General features: G+C 73.2%; 17 protein-coding genes. 10 read left to right on the top strand and 7 right to left on the bottom strand.

Features of this window, described 5'->3' with window-relative positions:
- Positions 1-6: 6 nt before the first annotated feature.
- Positions 7-207, bottom strand: a complete 201-nt coding sequence (locus ACOJUI_RS04245; RefSeq protein WP_422116856.1) for a DUF3073 domain-containing protein — start codon at positions 205-207, stop codon at positions 7-9.
- Between the two features lie 352 nt (positions 208-559).
- Here ACOJUI_RS04245 and ACOJUI_RS04250 point away from each other — a divergent pair, with 352 nt between their 5' ends.
- The 3 genes from ACOJUI_RS04250 to ACOJUI_RS04260 are packed head-to-tail and all read left to right on the top strand — an operon-like array spanning position 560 to position 2275.
- A complete protein-coding gene (locus tag ACOJUI_RS04250; RefSeq protein WP_422116857.1) occupies positions 560-778 on the top strand; it encodes a BldC family transcriptional regulator in 219 nt (72 codons plus the stop codon).
- Positions 775-1818 (top strand): alpha/beta hydrolase, encoded by a 1044-nt coding sequence (locus ACOJUI_RS04255; RefSeq protein ID WP_422116858.1) that lies wholly within the window; start codon positions 775-777, stop codon positions 1816-1818. The genes ACOJUI_RS04250 and ACOJUI_RS04255 overlap by 4 nt, the downstream gene beginning before the upstream one ends.
- Positions 1799-2275, top strand: coding sequence for a hypothetical protein (locus tag ACOJUI_RS04260; RefSeq protein WP_422116859.1), 477 nt, complete (start codon positions 1799-1801; stop codon positions 2273-2275). The genes ACOJUI_RS04255 and ACOJUI_RS04260 overlap by 20 nt, the downstream gene beginning before the upstream one ends.
- On the opposite strand, the gene ACOJUI_RS04265 is transcribed toward ACOJUI_RS04260, so the two are convergent.
- Positions 2257-3402, bottom strand: a complete 1146-nt coding sequence (locus tag ACOJUI_RS04265) for a lysylphosphatidylglycerol synthase domain-containing protein (RefSeq protein WP_422116860.1) — start codon at positions 3400-3402, stop codon at positions 2257-2259. The two genes, ACOJUI_RS04260 and ACOJUI_RS04265, sit on opposite strands and share 19 nt — an antisense overlap.
- Before the next feature lie 61 nt (positions 3403-3463).
- Between ACOJUI_RS04265 and ACOJUI_RS04270 the strand changes: the two genes are divergently transcribed.
- Entirely contained in the window at positions 3464-3799 is a 336-nt protein-coding gene (locus ACOJUI_RS04270) for a hypothetical protein (RefSeq protein ID WP_422116861.1), read from the top strand.
- Between the two features lie 130 nt (positions 3800-3929).
- A complete protein-coding gene (locus ACOJUI_RS04275) occupies positions 3930-6680 on the top strand; it encodes a UvrD-helicase domain-containing protein (RefSeq protein WP_422116862.1) in 2751 nt (916 codons plus the stop codon).
- A 12-nt stretch (positions 6681-6692) separates the two neighbouring features.
- On the opposite strand, the gene ACOJUI_RS04280 is transcribed toward ACOJUI_RS04275, so the two are convergent.
- The 3 genes from ACOJUI_RS04280 to ACOJUI_RS04290 form a co-directional block, all read right to left on the bottom strand.
- Positions 6693-9569: a multicopper oxidase domain-containing protein gene (locus tag ACOJUI_RS04280; RefSeq protein WP_422116863.1), complete on the bottom strand. Its 2877-nt coding sequence runs from the start codon at positions 9567-9569 to the stop codon at positions 6693-6695.
- Positions 9570-9713: 144 nt separating this feature from the next.
- A complete protein-coding gene (locus tag ACOJUI_RS04285) occupies positions 9714-10274 on the bottom strand; it encodes a hypothetical protein (RefSeq protein WP_422116864.1) in 561 nt (186 codons plus the stop codon).
- A 14-nt stretch (positions 10275-10288) separates the two neighbouring features.
- Entirely contained in the window at positions 10289-10621 is a 333-nt protein-coding gene (locus tag ACOJUI_RS04290) for a hypothetical protein (RefSeq protein WP_422116865.1), read from the bottom strand.
- A 243-nt stretch (positions 10622-10864) separates the two neighbouring features.
- Here ACOJUI_RS04290 and sucC point away from each other — a divergent pair, with 243 nt between their 5' ends.
- The 5 genes from sucC to ACOJUI_RS04315 all read left to right on the top strand — a co-directional run bounded on the left by sucC (position 10865) and on the right by ACOJUI_RS04315 (position 15865).
- Positions 10865-12034, top strand: a complete 1170-nt coding sequence (gene sucC, locus ACOJUI_RS04295; RefSeq protein ID WP_422116866.1) for an ADP-forming succinate--CoA ligase subunit beta — start codon at positions 10865-10867, stop codon at positions 12032-12034.
- A 12-nt stretch (positions 12035-12046) separates the two neighbouring features.
- Positions 12047-12934: a succinate--CoA ligase subunit alpha gene (gene sucD / locus ACOJUI_RS04300; protein WP_422116867.1), complete on the top strand. Its 888-nt coding sequence runs from the start codon at positions 12047-12049 to the stop codon at positions 12932-12934.
- 152 nt (positions 12935-13086) lie between these two features.
- Positions 13087-13806, top strand: coding sequence for a metal-dependent transcriptional regulator (locus ACOJUI_RS04305; RefSeq protein WP_422116868.1), 720 nt, complete (start codon positions 13087-13089; stop codon positions 13804-13806).
- Between the two features lie 189 nt (positions 13807-13995).
- Positions 13996-14895, top strand: a complete 900-nt coding sequence (locus ACOJUI_RS04310; protein WP_422116869.1) for a C40 family peptidase — start codon at positions 13996-13998, stop codon at positions 14893-14895.
- 151 nt (positions 14896-15046) lie between these two features.
- Complete coding sequence (locus ACOJUI_RS04315) at positions 15047-15865, top strand: hypothetical protein (RefSeq protein ID WP_422116870.1); 819 nt, start codon at positions 15047-15049, stop codon at positions 15863-15865.
- 36 nt (positions 15866-15901) lie between these two features.
- Here ACOJUI_RS04315 and ACOJUI_RS04320 read toward each other — a convergent pair whose 3' ends face one another.
- Both ACOJUI_RS04320 and ACOJUI_RS04325 read right to left on the bottom strand, forming a co-directional pair.
- Positions 15902-16723 (bottom strand): HAD family hydrolase, encoded by an 822-nt coding sequence (locus ACOJUI_RS04320; protein ID WP_422116871.1) that lies wholly within the window; start codon positions 16721-16723, stop codon positions 15902-15904.
- Between the two features lie 194 nt (positions 16724-16917).
- Positions 16918-17757 carry a putative RNA methyltransferase gene (locus ACOJUI_RS04325; RefSeq protein WP_422116872.1) on the bottom strand — a complete coding sequence of 280 codons (840 nt, stop codon included), beginning with the start codon at positions 17755-17757 and terminating at the stop codon, positions 16918-16920.
- Positions 17758-17772 lie beyond the last annotated feature (15 nt).

Consider the following 17772-nt stretch of genomic DNA (forward strand, 5'->3'; position numbering starts at 1 on the left):
CGGTCCTCAGCGTCGGTAGACGGACGGAGCGTCCTCGTCGGCCCAGTCGTCGCTCTCCTCGGCCCGGTCGTCCCCGGCGGCGGAGGAGCTCTCGCTCCGCTGCGACTGGAGCTCGCGCTGCAGTGCCGTGAGATCCGTGGGCGGGCTGTAGTACTTGAGGTCCCGTGCCACCTTGGTGTGCTTGGCTTTCTGTCGGCCGCGACCCATGGATCTGACCCCCTGTGCATCGGCTGCCGGTGTTCTTGTCGACCCGGAAGATGGCATTAGTTTCGGAACCTCAGGGTACATGCTCGGGCAGCGGAACGGCGAACCGCGGGGGAGAGATGCCCGACAGCGCACACGTCCCGGACCGGACGTGACGCATGTGGCATCGGGCTGAACCGCAGGTCGTGGTCCTCTCCTGAGACGTGTTTACCAGAGCACGCCGACTACCGACTAGTCTGGGGCTCCGGAGGGTGCATTCTCCGCCCGGATCCGTCACCGGCCCGATCGCCCGGGCCGGCAGGATCGGGCCGGTGCCCCCTTCTCGAACCCGCAGCAGCGAAAGGTCTCTCGTCCCATGAACGGATCCCCGGATCAGCAGCCTGCGGGCGAAGGCGACGCCGCCGAGCTGCTGACCCCTGCCGAGGTCGCCAAAATGTTCCACGTCGACCCGAAGACCGTCACCCGGTGGGCACAGGCGGGGAAGCTCACCTACATGCGCACGCTGGGCGGCCATCGCCGCTACCGACGGGACGAGGTCGTCGAGCTGCTGCGGGACAGCTCCAAGAACGTGTGAGCACCGACCCGGTCCTGGGGGAGGGGTACTCCGCACACAGGATCGACCTCGGAGCCGACGACGAGGGACCGCTGATCGCGACCCTCGTCCAGCGCCGCAGGCGCCGCGACGACGCGGTCCCCGCCCGCCCCCCGATCCTCCTCATGCACGGCTGGTCGGACTACGTGTTCGACCGCGACCTGATGGAGCACCTGGGCCGGCGCGGCCACGACGTCTGGGGGCTGGACGCGCGCAAGCACGGTCGCAGCCTGCTGCCCGGACAGACCCCCACCGAGGTCGACCATCTCAGCCGCTACGACGCGGAGATCGGCGCCTCCCTGCGCATCATCGGCCGTGACCGGCCCCCGGTGCTGCTGGCCCACTCCACCGGCGGTCTCGTCTCCGCCCTCTGGGCGCAGCGTCACCCCGGCACGGTGCGCGGCCTCGCGCTGAACTCGCCCTGGCTCGAGATGCACCTCGGCCCGGCGACCCGCGCGCTCGCGGAGACCCCGGTGCGACTGCTCGCCGACCGCCTCGGGTCCCGTCCCATCCTCCCGATCGGCCACGACCACTACGCCCGCACCACCCACCGCGACTTCGGCGGCCCCTACGACTACGACCTGACGCTCAAGCCTCCGGGCGGGCACCGGTTGCCCGCGGACACCCTCAGCGCCATCCTCGACGGGCAGCGCCGACTGGCCGCCGCCGGACCGCTCGCCATCCCGGTGCTGGTGCTGCACTCGACCCGCACCCGGATCGGGCGGCGGTTCACCGAGGAGATGCGGCGCGCCGACTCGGTGCTGGACGTCCGCTCGCTCGCCGCGGCCGCCCAGAAGCTCGGTCCCGACGTGCGGATCGAGGCGATCGAGGGCGCCCGCCACGACGTGTTCCTCTCCGACCCCGACGTGCGCCTGCGATCCCTCGCGATCCTCGACGACTGGCTGGAGACGGCCGCACCGCCGCCGCCTACGATGGGCATGCCCGATCGTGCCGCCGACCCCGGCACCCCGGATACCGGGAGCCGCGGGCAGGAGACGCCCGATGACCTCGGACCCGTGTGAGCTGCGGGGGCAGGCCGCTGCTCTGCGCCGCGCCGCCGACCGCCTGACGATCCTGCGCCTGCGACTGTCCCACACGATCGCGGACGCGGCCCGGGCCGAGGACGCGGCGACCCGGGAGCTGGGCGCACGCCTCCACGCGCGCTGGAGGGGCACGGAGTACCCGGAGCTGGGCCGGATCGCCGGCGGACTGCGCTCCAGCGCCGCGGTGCTGGAGGAGGTGGCCGTGCGCGTCGAGCGGCGCAGCGGACGCAGGCTCGGCGGCTATGCCGGGGCCGGGTTCCTGGGCCGGGGCGATGACGCCCTGCGCCATGTGGGGGACGTCGCCGGGTTCGTCGGCACCCAGCACGGCGCCCGCATCGGCGGCTTCCCGCTGCTGCCGACGAGCGCGGAGGGCTTCCTGGCCCATCCCTCGCACACGCTCGGCATCGAGACCCCGGACTACGACGAGACGGACTGAGCCCCGCCGCCGCGGCGGGAGGGCAGCACGACGAAGGTGACCAGCACGGCGAGGGCTCCGGCCAGCAGCGGGACCAGCAGCATCGTGACCAGCAGCAGGAGCATCGCGGCCGCGGCGTCGGCGGCCGCCACCCCGAGCGCGACCAGCGCGGCGGCGCCGACGGTCTCGGTGATGCCGGCGCCGCCGGGGGTGAGCGGCACCAGCGACAGCACCCTCCCGAGCGCGAAGATCGCCAGGGTCAGCAGGACCGGGACCTCGGCCCCGACCGCCGCGACGGCCAGCAGCAGGGCGGCCCACTGCAGGGCCCGGGCCGCCAGGGTCGGCAGCACCAGCGCGGCCGGGCGCCGGCGCAGCATCTCCAGCAGGGCATCGCGCTGGGCGAGGATCCCACGGGCGAGGTGCGCCGGGACCAGCTCCCCGAGACGCTCGAGCACCGCCGTCAGCACCGAGCGCCGCAGCAGCACGGCGGTCAGGGCCAGCACGATGCCCGCGCCGATCACGGCCAGCAGGGCCGCCCAGAGCGCCCCGGGCAGCGTGATGGCGGGGACCAGCGCGGAGCCGAGGGCGTAGGCCCCGAGGCCCAGCAGCGGCACCAGCACGGAGGTGATCACCATCTCCACCAGCGAGGCGGCGATGATGCCGGTGAGGATCACGGGCAGGGCGATCCCCGCGCGGCGCAGGATCCAGGCCAGCAGACCCAGACCCAGCACGGAGCCGCCGGGCAGCGCGAGCGCGGTCCCGCTCGCGGCCGCATGGCCCAGCAGCGCCTCGCGGTACCGGGAGCCCGGCACCGCGGCGCGCACGGTGAGCGCCTCGAGCAGGAGCGCCCCGGCGCCGAGCAGCGCCATCGTCGGCAGCGCCCACCGCGGCAGGGACGCGAGGGTGCCGACGATCTCCGCCCAGCTCGCCCCGGCGACCCAGGGCAGTGCCCAGGCCAGGATCACGACCACCAGCAGCAGCGAGAGCGCGCCGACCACGAGCCGGCCGACCGGGACCCGCGGGGGAGCCTCGGCATCGAGCTCGGCGAGGTCCTCGGGGAGCCAGCCGAGGCTTGCGGCCCCCGGACCGTCACCGTCCTCCGCGGGGCCGTCAGGAGTGCTGGAGGAGCCGGGGTGAGCCGCTGACATGCGCTCATCCTCGCACGTCAGCGGCTCATTGCTCCCAGGTGCTCGCCGCTAGCATGGCCTCATGTCCTTCCTCATCTCCCTCTTCGTCGTCCTGCACATGATCTGCTGGGCCGTGGCGCTCGGCACCTGGGTGGCGGCCGCCCGCACCCGCCGGCCGAACCCGGGCATGGCGCATGCCACCGCCGGCGCCCTGGTCCTCGGCATCGTGCTGGCCGCGCTGGTCTCCGTCGGCGGCGACCCGAACCACATGAAGCTCGGCATCAAGCTGCTGGTCTCGCTGATCGCCGTGGTGCTGGCCTATGTCGCGCACAAGAAGGGCCCCGCGACCCCGTCGGCGGTGTGGTTCGGCATCCCCACCGCGATCATCCTCAACATCGTCGTGGCCGTCTTCGTCTGACCCGGGCCGCGCATCGAGGGCCCGCGCAGCGGTCGTCCCCGGCGCGACCACCCCTGCCCATCGTCGACTCGCGCACACCGGGCCCGGCAGCATCCGTGCTGTCGGGCCTCGCGCCTATCCTGGAGGCCTCATGAGCTCACTCTTCGACGATCTCTCGCTGCCCGCCGCCTTCCGCCGCCTGGACGGGGTCTCCGTGACCCCGTCGGCGCCGGACCGTCCGCACCAGGGCGGGCGCCTGCGGGTCGAGGCGCAGCCGCCGCCGGCGGAGTCCCCGTATGCGGAGGAGCCCCCGTACGAGGAGGAGCCGCCGTACGAGGAGGAGCCGCCGTACGACGAGCACCCCGTCGAGCGGACGGTGCCGCAGCCCCCGGCGGACCTCGCCCAGATCCCGCACCCCGCGGACCGGCCCGCCCCCGAGCGCCGCCGGCAGCAGGGGACGGGCGACGGGCCCGGCCTCGCCGAGCTCACCGACGGGCTGAACCCCGCCCAGCGCGACGCGGTCGAGCACCGCGGCAGCCCCCTGCTGATCGTCGCGGGCGCCGGCTCCGGCAAGACCCGCGTGCTCACCCGCCGCATCGCCCACCTGCTGCGCTCGGGCGAAGCCCTGCCCGGCGAGATCCTGGCGATCACCTTCACCAACAAGGCCGCCGCCGAGATGCGCGAACGCGTCGGCGAGCTGGTGGGCCCCGTCGCCCGCAGCATGTGGGTCTCCACCTTCCACAGCGCCTGCGTGCGGATCCTGCGCCGCGACGCCCAGGCCGCCGGGCTCAAGAGCTCCTTCACCATCTACGACAGCGCCGACTCCCAGCGCCTGATCACCACCATCGCCAAGGACCTCCAGCTCGACACCAAGAAGCATGCGCCGCGGGCCCTGGCCTCGCGGATCTCGACCCTGAAGAACGACCTCGTCGACCCGATCGACTTCGCCGACCAGGCCGAGAGCTCCCAGAACCCCTTCGAGAAGACCCTCGCGCGGATCTACACGAACTACACCGAGCGGCTGCGCCAGGCCAACGCCGTCGACTTCGACGACCTGATCGGGCTGACCGTCACCCTGCTGCGGGAGAACCCCGCGATCCGCGAGGGGTACCGTCGCCGCTTCCGCCACCTCATGGTGGACGAGTACCAGGACACCAACACCGCCCAGTACGCCCTGGTGCGGGAGCTGGTGGGCGACGATCCGCGGGCGGACCTCACCGTGGTGGGCGACTCCGACCAGTCCATCTACGCCTTCCGCGGCGCCACCATCCGCAACATCATCGAGTTCGAGCAGGACTTCCCCTCCGCCCGCACCATCGTGCTCGAGCAGAACTACCGCTCGACCCAGAACATCCTGTCCGCCGCGAACTCGGTGATCGAGGAGAACGCGGGCCGGCGCAAGAAGAACCTCTGGACCGACCAGGGCGCCGGGGAGAAGATCACCCTCTACGTCGCCGACGACGAGCAGTCCGAGGCCCGCTACATCGGCCGCCAGATCGACGCCCTCGTCGACGACGGCCGCTCCGCCGGCGACATCGCGATCTTCTACCGCGCCAATGCGCAGTCTCGGGCGCTCGAGGACCAGCTGATCCGGGTGGGGCTGCCGTACCGCGTGGTCGGCGGCACCCGCTTCTACGAGCGCCGCGAGATCAAGGACGCCATCGCCTACCTGCAGGTGCTCGCCAACCCCGCCGACGAGATCAACCTGCGCCGCATCCTCAACGTCCCCAAGCGCGGCATCGGCGACCGCGCCGAGGCCGCGATCGCAATCCTCGCCGAGCGGGAGCGGATCGGCTTCGGGGAGGCGCTGCGCCGCGCCGAGGAGGCCCCCGGCATCGCCACCCGCTCCCTGAACGCGGTGCGGACCTTCGTGGCGATGCTCGAGGACCTGCAGGAGATGGCCGAGCGCGGCGACGGGCCCGCCGAGCTGCTCGAGGCGATCCTCACCCGCTCCGGCTACTACGCCGAGCTGCAGGGCAGCGACGACCCGCAGGACGAGTCGCGCCTGGAGAACCTCGCCGAGCTCATCAGCGTCGCCGCCGAGTTCGAGGCGCAGACGGAGGAGGCCGACGCCGTCGCCAGCGAGGCCGAGGAGTTCGCCGCGGAGGGGGAGGACGCCGCGGCCACGGCCGGTGCGGAACCCTCCGTCGCGGAGGCGGCGCCGGGCGCCGACATCGCGACGGATGCGGCGCTGGCCGCCCCGGACGATCCCGAGGGGAGCCTGCTGGACCGCTTCCTGGAGAAGGTGTCGCTGGTGGCCGATGCGGACCAGATCCCCGGCGCCGAGGACCAGTTCGTCACCCTGATGACGCTGCACACCGCCAAGGGGCTGGAATTCCCGGTCGTCTTCCTCACCGGTATGGAGGACGGCACCTTCCCCCACAACCGCACCCTCGGGGATCCGGAGGAGCTCGAGGAGGAGCGGCGCCTGGCCTATGTGGGCATCACCCGCGCCCGCGAGAAGCTCTACCTGACCCGGGCGCAGATGCGCTCCACCTGGGGCCAGTCCCAGTACATGCCCGCCAGTCGCTTCCTCGACGAGGTGCCCGAGGGCGTGCTCGACGTGGCGCGCGCCGGCTCCACCCTCAGCGGGGTGGGCGGCAGCGGCTACGGCGGCGGGTACCGCTCCGGTGGCCAGCGCGGCCCCTCCTTCAGCGGCGGCATCGGCGGGGGTCGCAGCGATGTGAAGCGTCCGAGCATGGGGTCGGGACGCAAGCCCACCCCGGCCGATCAGCTCCCGCAGCTGGCCGTCGGCGACCGCGTCACCCACGACACCTTCGGCATGGGGACCGTCACCGAGGTCGCCGGGCAGGGCGAGAAGACCCAGGTCGAGGTGCAGTTCCGGGAGCCCCACGGCCGGAAGCGGCTGGTGCTGCGGTACGCCGTGATGACCAAGCTCTGAGCGTCGGCGCGCTCAGGCGGTGACCCGGATCAGGGCCCGCGCCCCGCGCTCCATCTCGACGAAGGAATGGTTCACCGCGGTATAGGTGCCGGGCTCCTCGAAGACCAGCTCCACGAAGCCGCCCTGCGCGGCGGCCAGGTCGAGGGCCTGGGCGCCGCCGCCGTTCTCGTTGTCCGGACGCAGCAGGTACTCGCCCTCCTTGAAGACCGTGTCGAAGACGCCGCCCACTACATGGAAGGAGAGGCCGCGGGAGGGACCGGCGGCGAGCACCCACAGCCGCACCCGCTCGCCGACCCTCGCCTCGAGCGGGGCGTGGACGTACTGGTTCGCGTGCCCGTTGAACACCGTCGCATCCGGGCGCTCGGCGGCGATCTTGGCCGGGCTGACCGGATGCGCCCCCTCGTGCATCGCCGCCTCGGAGCCGGGGGCCCCGACCGGCACCAGGTAATGCTCCGACTGGACCAGCACGTACTCGCGGTCCGCGCCGGCCAGACCGGCCGGGGGGACGATCAGCGCGCCGAGCATCCCGGCCGCCAGGTGCACCGTCATCGGCATGGTCGAGCAGTGGTAGAGGAACACCCCGGCATGGTCGGTGGTGATCGTGTACTCGAGGCTCTCGCCGGGCGGGATCGTGCGCATCACCCGGTCGGGGGCGACGCGGCCGGCATGCAGGTCCAGCGAGTGCCCCATCGAGCCGTTGTTGACCAGGTCCACGGTCAGCGTCGCCCCCAGCTCGGAGCGCAGCACCGGACCCACCACGGTGCCGCCGAAGGTCATCGCCTCCAGGGTGAGGCCCGGGGCGATCTCCGCGGCCGTCTCGAGGATGTCGAGGCGCAGCCGCTGCGCGGGCCCGGCGCTGTCCGGCAGGCGCGCATCGCGCACCGTGTGGGCGGGGCCCGGCGCGGCCCGCAGGTCCAGCGGGATCCGGGCCAGCTCGTCGGCCGCGGGGGCGTCCGTGGCGGGGGCGGTCCCGGCGGTGGCGCCCACGGCGGAGACGTGCAGCGTCATCCCCATCGCGCGGTGGCCGACGATGGAGCACCAGCCCTCCAGGTCGTGGCCGATCACCCCCACCTCGAGCGCGGTCCGCTGGCCGGGCTGCAGCCGCCCTGAGGAGGCGCCGTTGGCGAGCACCAGGTCGTGGACGTCGTAGGGGTCCTCATTGGTCAGCTCGATCACCAGCGCGTCGCCGAGGGGGACCTCGAGCAGGTCCGGGACGAAGCGCATGTCGGCCGTGCTCACCTGCAGCGTGGTGGTCCTCCCGGTCGCGGTCGGCGGCGCTGCGCCGCCGCCCGTCCCGGTCCCCGCCGGGGGCACCGAGCCCTGGGAGCGATCCAGCGAGGAGCCCACCGCGGTCGCGCCGAGCACGGAGCCGACGCCGACCAGGATCCCGGTGAGGCTGCGACGGTCCACTGCGCTCGCGTTGACGGGGAGGGCGGAGGAGGTGCGCTCCGGGACCGCCCCCGGGCCGGCGCCCGGAGCCGGTGGCATCCCGAGGTCCGTGCCGCTCCGGTTCCGCCGACTGGCTCTGACCGCCAGCACCATCAGCACCACGAAGCTCACCAGCACCGCGAAGGCGAGCAGGGAGAGCACCACCCGCGAGAGCGAGCCGAAGGAGGAGACCTCGGCCGTGCCGAGGGTGAGGCCGGAGAACAGCGCACCGGCGAGGGCGGAGTCCATCGCGGACAGCGCGAACAGGGCGACGGCCAGGTTGTAGGCGACCACGCGGGGCACCGCGAAGCGGCTCATCACCGCCAGGGCGGCCGTGGTGGCGCGCGGACCGCCGCCCATGGTCACGGGCAGCAGATAGCTCATGGCGCCCAGCAGCACCTGCAGCAGGACGCCGGCCACGAAGGGCAGCGTGAACTGCTGGACGTCGGCGGCCATCGGCGAACCGGCGATCTGCCCGACGCCCGAGCGCCAGCAGGTGATCAGCAGCCCGAGCACCGTCAGCGCGAACCAGGTCAGCCCCGCACCGATCGACAGGATCGGGAACAGGGGCAGCGGGATGCGGCGCTCCTGGCGGCGGGCCCGGGCGGCCTGGCGCACCAGCATCGCCGCGATGCCGGCGAAGGAGCCCAGGTAGATCGCCAGGAACGCGGCATCCATCAGGGCCGATCCCAGCAGGGTGCCGGCGGCCGCCCCGAGCACGCCCACGAACATGCCGATCATCGCGCCGGCGGAGCGCTGAGCGGCCGCGGTCTCGATCCTGGTGCGCAGCAGCGTCGGCCACAGCGTCAGCAGCGTGCCGACCACCGTGAGACCCACGAAGCCGAGCACGTTGACCAGCTGGTGGGCCAGCAGCAGTCGTCCATGCCAGGGCTCCGGGGGGCTGAACGCCATGATCGCCCCGAGCCCGGCACCCACCGGCAGCAGACCCGCCGCACCGATGTACGCCCTGATGGTGACGGCGAAGCGGGGCGCCAGGGCGGCCCGGACCTGCGTGCCGAGCGCCGCGGCGTACCAGAGCATCGCCGCGGAGACGAGCAGCGCACCGAGCACGACCAGCCACGGCCAGGACGGCAGCATGCCGGCGCAGGTGACCACGACGCCGAGGGTCAGCAGGCGGATCCGGGCGATCTGGCGGGGGCGGGTCTCCTCGGCGAGCCGGGTCTTCAGCAGGGCCTCGGCGAAGTGCTGGCCCCAGACCATGATCGAGGTGGCGATCAGGCCCAGGGTCACCATGTGCACCATCAACCAGCGCGCCTGCGGGATCCACTGGTGGACCAGCACCACCACGATCAGCGCCAGCATCCACATCGTCACCGGGCGGGCAGCGCGTCGGTGCCAGCTGGCCCGGCTGGGGCCGCGGCGCTGGGTGCCGGGGGCCGCGGGCTGCGCGGCGGAGGGCTGCGGGGGAGTGGGGTCGGCGGAGGGCGACGGCGGGGTCATGACCACCTCGGGACGGGCCCGGCCGCGCCGCGGGGCGGAGGGCCGAGGAAGGGGCGGGAACCGATCCAGCCTAGGGTCCGGATCCCGCGCCGCGCTCGCCGAAGGTCCCCGCGGCGGGTGCCCGGGTCCGTCCGGGCGCGCTGCTCAGGCCCGCGGGTCGGGTGCCGACTCGCGCGCCTGGCGGGCCCGCGTCCACTGCGCGTACACCCCGCCGGCGAAGCTGACCACCACGATCACCGCCACGATGATCAGCACGGTGGTGAACGGGATCGGGATGCCGGCGGCCGCCAGCACACCCCAGATGACGAACAGCGACAGTCCGATCAGCAGGGCGTCGCGCAGCGAGCGCATCACCCGCGGGACCACATCGGCCGCGGACACGCGCCGACTGGCGACGGTGTAGTACGCGGCGGCGTCCCGGCGCAGCCGGTCCCGGTCGAGGGGCGGCCGGGCCGCGGTCGAGCCGGCGTGGGCGGAGTCCTGGCGCGAAGTGTGTCGGGGCGCGCCGTCGTCCCGGGTCCCCTCGCCCCGCGGCGGGGCGTAGGAGCGCTCGTCGTCGCGCCGGTTCCCGTCGATGGCCTTCCCGGCGGCGCGGACGTAGTCGCCCGCCCGTCCGCCGGCCCGCTGGGCGGCGCCGCGGACCTCCGGCGCCTGCCTGCGGGCCGTGTTGCGAGCGGCCTTCGCGTAGGTCTTCCAGTCGGCCATGGCTTCTCCTCGCCTCAGCGGTTCTCGCGGCGATCCCGCGCGCGACGATCCTGCACCTCGCGCGGGTCGTGGCGGCGGCCCTCCGGGGACCGGTCGTCCTCGCGGAAGCGGATGTCCCCGCCGCCGCGCGGCGCGTGCCGCGTGCGCGGGTGCTTGGCACGGTGGTCGGTGTAGTAGGACAGCCCCACGTTCAGCGCCAGGGTGATCCCCACGGACATCGCGAAGCCCGCGAAGGTCGAGCGCACCCCGAGCAGGCGCAGCACGATGAACACCACGCCGATCGCGACGACGCTGAACCCGATGTGGTCGCGGATGCGCGCGGTCAGGCTGCGGGGTCGTGGGCTCATCCCGTCATGCTAGTCGTCGGCCGTTGGGTTCCTCTCCCAGGCGGCCGTGCCGGCCCCAGCGCCGGCAGCGGCGCGGGGCGACCGGGGCATGCGTTTTCCCTGCGGCGGGTGAGACGCCGCGCACTCTCGAGGCGGCGTCACGAGCGCGGCCGGGGAAGCGCTACGCTGACAGTGTTCCCAGGGGTGGCATCGCGGCCAGCGCGGCCTGCCGCCCTCTGCCGACATCGAGAGGAAACGCACCCCGTGGACCTGTATGAGTACCAGGCCCGCGATCTCTTCGAGAAGCACGGCGTGCCCGTGCTCGGAGGAGTCGTCGCGGAGGATCCGGCAGCTGCCAAGGCCGGTGCCGAGAAGCTCGGCACCCCCGTCGTCGTCGTCAAGGCCCAGGTGAAGACCGGGGGCCGCGGCAAGGCCGGCGGCGTGAAGATCGCCAAGTCCCCCGAGGAGGCGGAGCAGCAGGCCTCCGAGATCCTCGGCATGGACATCAAGGGCCACACCGTGCATCGCGTGATGGTCGCCGCCGGCGCCGACATCGCCGAGGAGTACTACTTCTCGCTGCTGCTGGACCGCGCCAACCGCAACTACCTGGCCATGTGCTCGGTCGAGGGCGGCATGGAGATCGAGCAGCTCGCCGTCGAGCGTCCCGAGGCCCTGGCCCGCGTCGCCGTGGACCCGGGCGTCGGCATCGACGAGGCGAAGGCGAAGGAGATCGTCGAGGCGGCGCGCTTCGACGCGGAGACCGCCGCGAAGGTCGTCCCCGTGCTGCAGCAGCTGTGGACCGTCTACCGCGAGGAGGACGCCACGCTCGTCGAGGTCAACCCGCTGGTCAAGACGGGCGCCGGCGACATCGTCGCGCTGGACGGCAAGATCACCCTGGACGACAACGCGCAGTTCCGCCACGAGGACCACGCCGCCCTGGTCGACACCGCCTCCGAGGACCCGCTGGAGACCAAGGCCAAGGCGCTGGACCTCAACTACGTCAAGCTCGACGGCGAGGTCGGCATCATCGGCAACGGCGCGGGCCTGGTCATGTCCACCCTCGACGTCGTCGCGTACGCCGGTGAGCAGCACGGCGTCAAGCCCGCCAACTTCCTGGACATCGGCGGCGGCGCCTCCGCCGAGGTGATGGCCAACGGCCTCGACGTCATCCTCGGCGACGAGCAGGTCGCCGCGGTGTTCGTCAACGTCTTCGGCGGCATCACCGCCTGCGACGCGGTCGCCAACGGCATCGTCGGCGCCCTGCAGAAGCTCGGCGACGCGGCCACCAAGCCGCTGGTCGTGCGCCTCGACGGCAACAACGTCGACGAGGGTCGCGCGATCCTCGCCGACTTCGCCCACCCCCTCGTCACCCAGGCCGACACCATGGACGGCGGCGCCGCGAAGGTCGCCGAGCTCGCCGCCGCAGGAAAGTGAGCAGCACCCGACATGTCTATCTTCCTCGATGAGAACAGCAAGGTCATCGTCCAGGGCATGACGGGCTCGGAGGGCATGAAGCACTCCCAGCGCATGCTCGACTCCGGCACCGCCATCGTCGGCGGCGTCAACCCCCGCAAGGCCGGGCAGAGCGTCGCCTTCGACGGCGGCACCGAGGTCCCCGTCTTCGGGTCCGTCGCCGAGGCCATGGAGGCCACCGGCGCGAACGTCTCGGTGGTCTTCGTGCCGCCGAAGTTCGCCAGGGACGCCGCCCTCGAGGCGATCGACGCCGGCATCGAGCTGCTGGTGATCATCACCGAGGGCATCCCGGTCAAGGACTCCGCGGAGTTCTTCAACTACGCCCAGCAGAAGGGCGGCACCCGCATCATCGGGCCCAACTGCCCCGGCGTCATCAGCCCCGGCAGGTCCAACGCGGGCATCACCCCCTCGAACATCACCGGCGCGGGCCGGCTGGGCCTGGTCTCCAAGTCCGGCACCCTGACCTACCAGATGATGTACGAGCTCGCCGACATCGGCTTCACCACCGCCATCGGCATCGGCGGCGACCCCATCATCGGCACCACCCACATCGATGCGCTCGAGGCGTTCGAGAACGACCCCGACACCGTCGGCGTGGTGATGATCGGTGAGATCGGGGGCGACGCCGAGGAGCGCGCCGCCGCGTACATCAAGGACAACATGACCAAGCCGGTCGTCGGCTACGTCGCGGGCTTCACCGCCCCCGAGGGCAAGACCATGGGCCACGCCGGCGCCATCGTCTCGGGCTCCGCGGGCACCGCCCAGGCGAAGAAGGAGGCCCTCGAGGCCGCCGGGGTCAAGGTCGGCAGGACCCCGACCGAGACCGCCGAGCTGATGCGCGAGATCATCAAGTCCCTCTGAGCTGTCACGCCCGATGCCCCGGATCCCGGCGTGGATCCGGGGCATCGTGCGCTCCGGTCGCGGGGTCTGACGCCGACGGCGGAAACCGCCGGCCCCGGACCGGCCGCCGACTAAGCTGGCAGGCATCCCGTTGCGCATCCAGAGGAGGGCCCGTGTCCGGAGATCTCATCGACACCACCGAGATGTACCTGAAGACGGTGTTCGAGCTCCACGAGCTGGGGATCGCCCCGATGCGGGCGCGGATCGCCGAGCGCCTGGGCCACTCCGGTCCCACCGTCTCCCAGACCGTCGCCCGGATGGAGCGCGACGGACTGCTGCGCCTGGACGACCAGCGCCGGATCCGGCTGACCGAGTCGGGCACCGAGGTGGCCACCGATGTGATGCGCAAGCACCGGCTCGCCGAGCGGCATCTGCTGGACGTGATCGGGCTCGACTACGCCCACGTCCACGAGGAGGCCTGCCGGTGGGAGCACGTGATGAGCCTCGAGGTCGAGAAGAAGCTCGCCCAGCAGATCACCCCGCCGTACGTCGACCCCTACGGCAACCCGATCCCCGGCCTCGCCGTGCTGGGGATCGACGAGACCCACGCCACCGACGACGGTAAAGACCCCGCCAACCCCGACCGCGCGCTCAGCCAGGTGGTCGCGGACGGGCAGAGCGTCCAGGTCCGGCTGCGGCGGATCGGGGAGCGCGTCCAGAGCGATGTCGCCCTGCTCGGTGATCTCGCACGTCAGGGCATTGTCCCCGGCGCGATCGTGGACGTCGAGCAGGTGGGCGCCGGCGTCGTGCTGCGCGGACCCCGCGGCGGCGTGGTCGCCCTGAGTGAGAGCGACGCCGCTCAGCTGCACGTCGCGGCGATCCCCGCCGGGTAAAGCCTCCGTCAAGCTCTTCCCCAGATGCGCCCAGCCGTGGCGATGCGGCCGGGTGCGCCGCATAGAGTCACGGTCGTGTCGAGGCGACAAGAGCCTCGGCGTTCCTCCCGGAGAGCCCCACCGCGCACCGGGTCAGGAAGCGAGTCGCTGCACTGCGCGGAGGCCGAGCCCGGGGCTGGGAGCTGAATCGTGTCGAACACCGTGATCAACACCCACCGTCGCGCCATGCGCACGGTGACCCCTGTGAGCCGGGCGGGGCGCGCCGGTGCCGGCGCCGCCATGGCCGCGGCGATGATGTTCGGCGGTGCCGCCGCCGCGACCGCGGAGCCGCAGGCCGACGCCCCCGCCGCGCCGCAGGCCGAGGCCGTGCTGGCCCCCGTGGTCGCCCCCGCCGTCGGCATCCCCGCCGCCGAGGCCGCCGACGCGACCGCCGAGCCCGCGCTGGCTCCCGTCGCCGGCACCATCACCATCGAGCTGCCGGAGCCGGAGCCCGAGCCGGCTCCCGAGCCCGCGCCCGTGGAGGAGTCCGAGCCGGTCGCCGACGAGGCCGCCACCGAGCAGGAGGACGCCCCGGCCGACTCCGAGTCCCGCGAGGACGACCGCTCGAGCCGCTCCGAGGAGCGCTCGAGCCGCTCGGAGGAGCGCTCCAGCCGCGAGGACGGCGACTCCCAGGAGGAGTCCCGCGAGCAGGAGTCGCAGGAGCAGGAGCCGCAGCAGGAGGAGAGCGAGGAGGAGTCCGCTCCCGCGCCCTCCGCCGCCAAGGGCAGCTCGATCCTGGCCACCGCCCGCTCCGGCATCGGCACCCCCTACGTCTACGGTGGCAGCTCGCCCTCGGGCTGGGACTGCTCGGGCTTCGTGCAGTGGGTCTACGGCCAGCACGGCATCAGCCTTCCGCACAGCGCCGGCGCCCAGGCCGCGGCCGGCACCGTCATCCCGCGCTCCGAGGCCCGCCCCGGCGACCTCGTCTACAAGCCCGGCCACATCGGCATCTACGCCGGCGGCAACCAGTTCGTCGACGCGGGCAACTCGCGCGTGGACACCAGCGAGCGCAACATCTACTCCGGCAGCTGGACCTTCATCCGCATCTGAGGTCCTCGCCCCCGAGCGGCCCCGCCCCACGTCCACGTGGTGCGGGGCCGCTCCCGTGCCACGGCCGACGGACGCCCGGCAGGCCGGACGCGTCGACGGGCCGGACGCCCCGACGGGCAGCGCCGCCGCCGCGGCCCGGTAGCGTAGCGGCGTGACCACCGCCCGCGATCTCCTCGCCCTCGTCCTGCTGCTGGGCGCCACCGTGCTCGGCGCGGTCTGGCTGCCCGCCACCTGGCTCCACGACCACCTGGTCGAGCGCGACGGCTTCCTCGCCATCACCGGTCCGCTGGCCGACGATCCCGAGTTCCAGCGCACGCTCAGCGATAGCGCGGTCGAGAAGATCGTGGGGGACGAGCGCGTGCCCGGATGGATCCAGGAACGACTGACGCCGCTCGCGGAGCAGCAGGCCGCGACCCTCACCGGGACCGAGGTCTACGCGACGCTCTGGGCGGCCACCATGGCCGAGCTGCACCATGCCCTGTTCACCCCGGGCGCCTCCGAGCTCGACGTCGACCTGGGCCCCGCGATCGACAGGATCCTCGCCCCGGTCGAGGAGAGGCTCCCGATCGACATCCCCCGTCCGGACGATGCCACCGTCACCCTGGCCACCATCCCGGACGTGCCGCTGCTGCCTGCGCTGTCCACGGTGACGCCCTGGGCGGTCTGGGCCGGGCCCGCCGCTCTCGTGCTGGTGGTGGCGGCGCTGCTGATCGCGGCGCACCGCCGCACGACCCTGGCCCTCGCCGGTCTCGGCGGGATCCTGGCCGGGGCGGGAGTGTGGTGGCTCGGCGCGAGGATCGAGCGCATCGTGCCCGACGCCATCGATCAGGCGATGTTCCTGGGACCGGTCGTCCAGGAGTTCCAGCTCCACTTCCAGGCCGCGATGACACCGCAGGGCGTCATCCTGCTCGGGGCCGGGGCGCTAGTCATGTCCCTCGGCCTGGTGCTGGTGGGACTGCACCGACGCTGACTCGCCGCCTGTGACCGGTGGCGCCCGCGCGGGAGGTCAGAGCAGTCCGAGGCGCTCGAAGGCGGTGAGGATGCCGTGCTGCTGCGGACCCGGGATGCTCACGCCCCCGGCCGCCTGGCGCACCACCTCCGGAGCGCCGTCGACCGCGAACGCGGTGCCGGCGGCCCGCAGCATCCCGAGGTCGTTCATCCCGTCGCCGATCCCGACCGTCGCCCCGATCCCGAGGCCCAGGTGCTGGGCGACGCGGCGCATCCCGTCGGCCTTGTCGATGCTGCTCAGGTGCAGTTCCCCGGAGGTCGCGTCATCGCTGATCGAGTTCGGCAGCGCCCCCACCCCCGGGGCCGATCTCGGCGGCGAGGTCCTCCACCCGGCGGGGGAGCCCCACAGCGAGATCTTCGCGAAGGAGCAGGCGGCCGGATCCTCGGGCAGGACGATCGCGTCGATGAGGTCCTGCAGCCCGCGGCCCAGTCCGTCGACGGGGGCGGGACGCCGTGCCCGGCTGCGCAGCTCCCGAGCGGAGCGCGGGGTGCACAGCAGCGCCTCCGGCGTCTCCAGCACGAAGGGGACGTCGTGGCCCGCCAGCACCTCGACCGCGCGCCGTCCCAGCTGCTCCGGGAAGCGCTGATCCTCCAGCAGCTGGTCGCCGACCCGGATCCAGGCTCCGGCGGAGGCCACCAGTCCGTCGAACAGCTCCGCCACCTCGGGCGCCACGATCGAGGCGGGACGACCGGTGCACAGCAGGATCACATGACCGTTTGCGCGGGCGCGCCGCACCGCCTCGGCATGCGCCCGGGGAGCGATGCCCTGATGGGCGAACGTCCCGTCGAAATCGATGAACACGCAGCGGCGATCGGCCACGGATGCTCCTTCAGGGAGGGAGGGCACGGGAATCACCAGCCTATGCGCGAGGGGACCGGTTCGGCGCAACGATCCCGACGGGCCGCACCGCACTGGCCCTGGCGCTGTACAAGGTCCTGCACGGCTGGTGCAGGTGCGCCGACGGGTGCGCGCCGGGCGCGGTCGACCATCGGCGACCGGAGCGTCAGAGGTTCTCAGCGCCGGCGGTGGATGCTCGCCGTCACCGAGACGGTCACGGGTGACGCCCTCGGCAGGACCTGGTCCAGCGATCGTGCCTCCACATGGCGAGCGCTCGGTGTCATCGCCACCAGCTCGCGTGCCATGCCCTCCTCCAGATCGACGGAGAACCGCAGGTCCCGCACGGCCTCGGTCGTGAACAGCGGGTCCAGCGCCGCCTCGAGACGCTCCTCCTTGCGCGGGTCCACCGACACCATGCCGGGCACGGCCGCCCGCAGCTCCGCCAGATGCTCCGCCGCGGGGCGCACGACCAGCAGATGGCCGCCCGGGGCGAGCACCCGGGCGAACTCGGCCGGGTGGCGGGGCGCGAACACGTCCAGCACCAGGTCGACGGCGCCGTCACGCAGCGGGAAGCGGGAGAACACGTCCCAGCTCGCCGCGGCGGCCCGCTCATGGGCGCGGGCCGTGAAGCGCAGCGCCCGCACCGAGGTGTCCACGCCCAGGCCGCGGGCGGCGGGCCGACGGTCCAGCAGTCCGGCCAGGTAGTACCCGGTGCCGCAGCCGATGTCGAGCACCCGGCTGAGGTCACCCGGTGCCAGCTCGCCGATCAGGGTGCGCAGCGGGGCGTAGGCGCCGGTGGACAGGAAGCGGTCGCGGGCGCGGGCCATGTCGTCGTCATCGCCGCTGATCGCCGGGGCGCCGCTGAGGAGGGAGACGTACCCGGCCCGGGCGATGTCGAAGCTGTGCCGTGCGGGACAGCGCAGCGTGCCGTCGGCGTCCTCGAGGCCCTGCCCGCAGTTCGGGCAGACCAGCACCTCGATCCAGGGCAGGAGAGCGGGAGGGACGGGGCGCGGCACAGCATCCAGGATACG

It is taken from the genome of Brachybacterium sp. UNK5269, assembly GCF_049266655.1.
In the GTDB taxonomy this organism is placed as follows: Bacteria; Actinomycetota; Actinomycetes; order Actinomycetales; family Dermabacteraceae; genus Brachybacterium.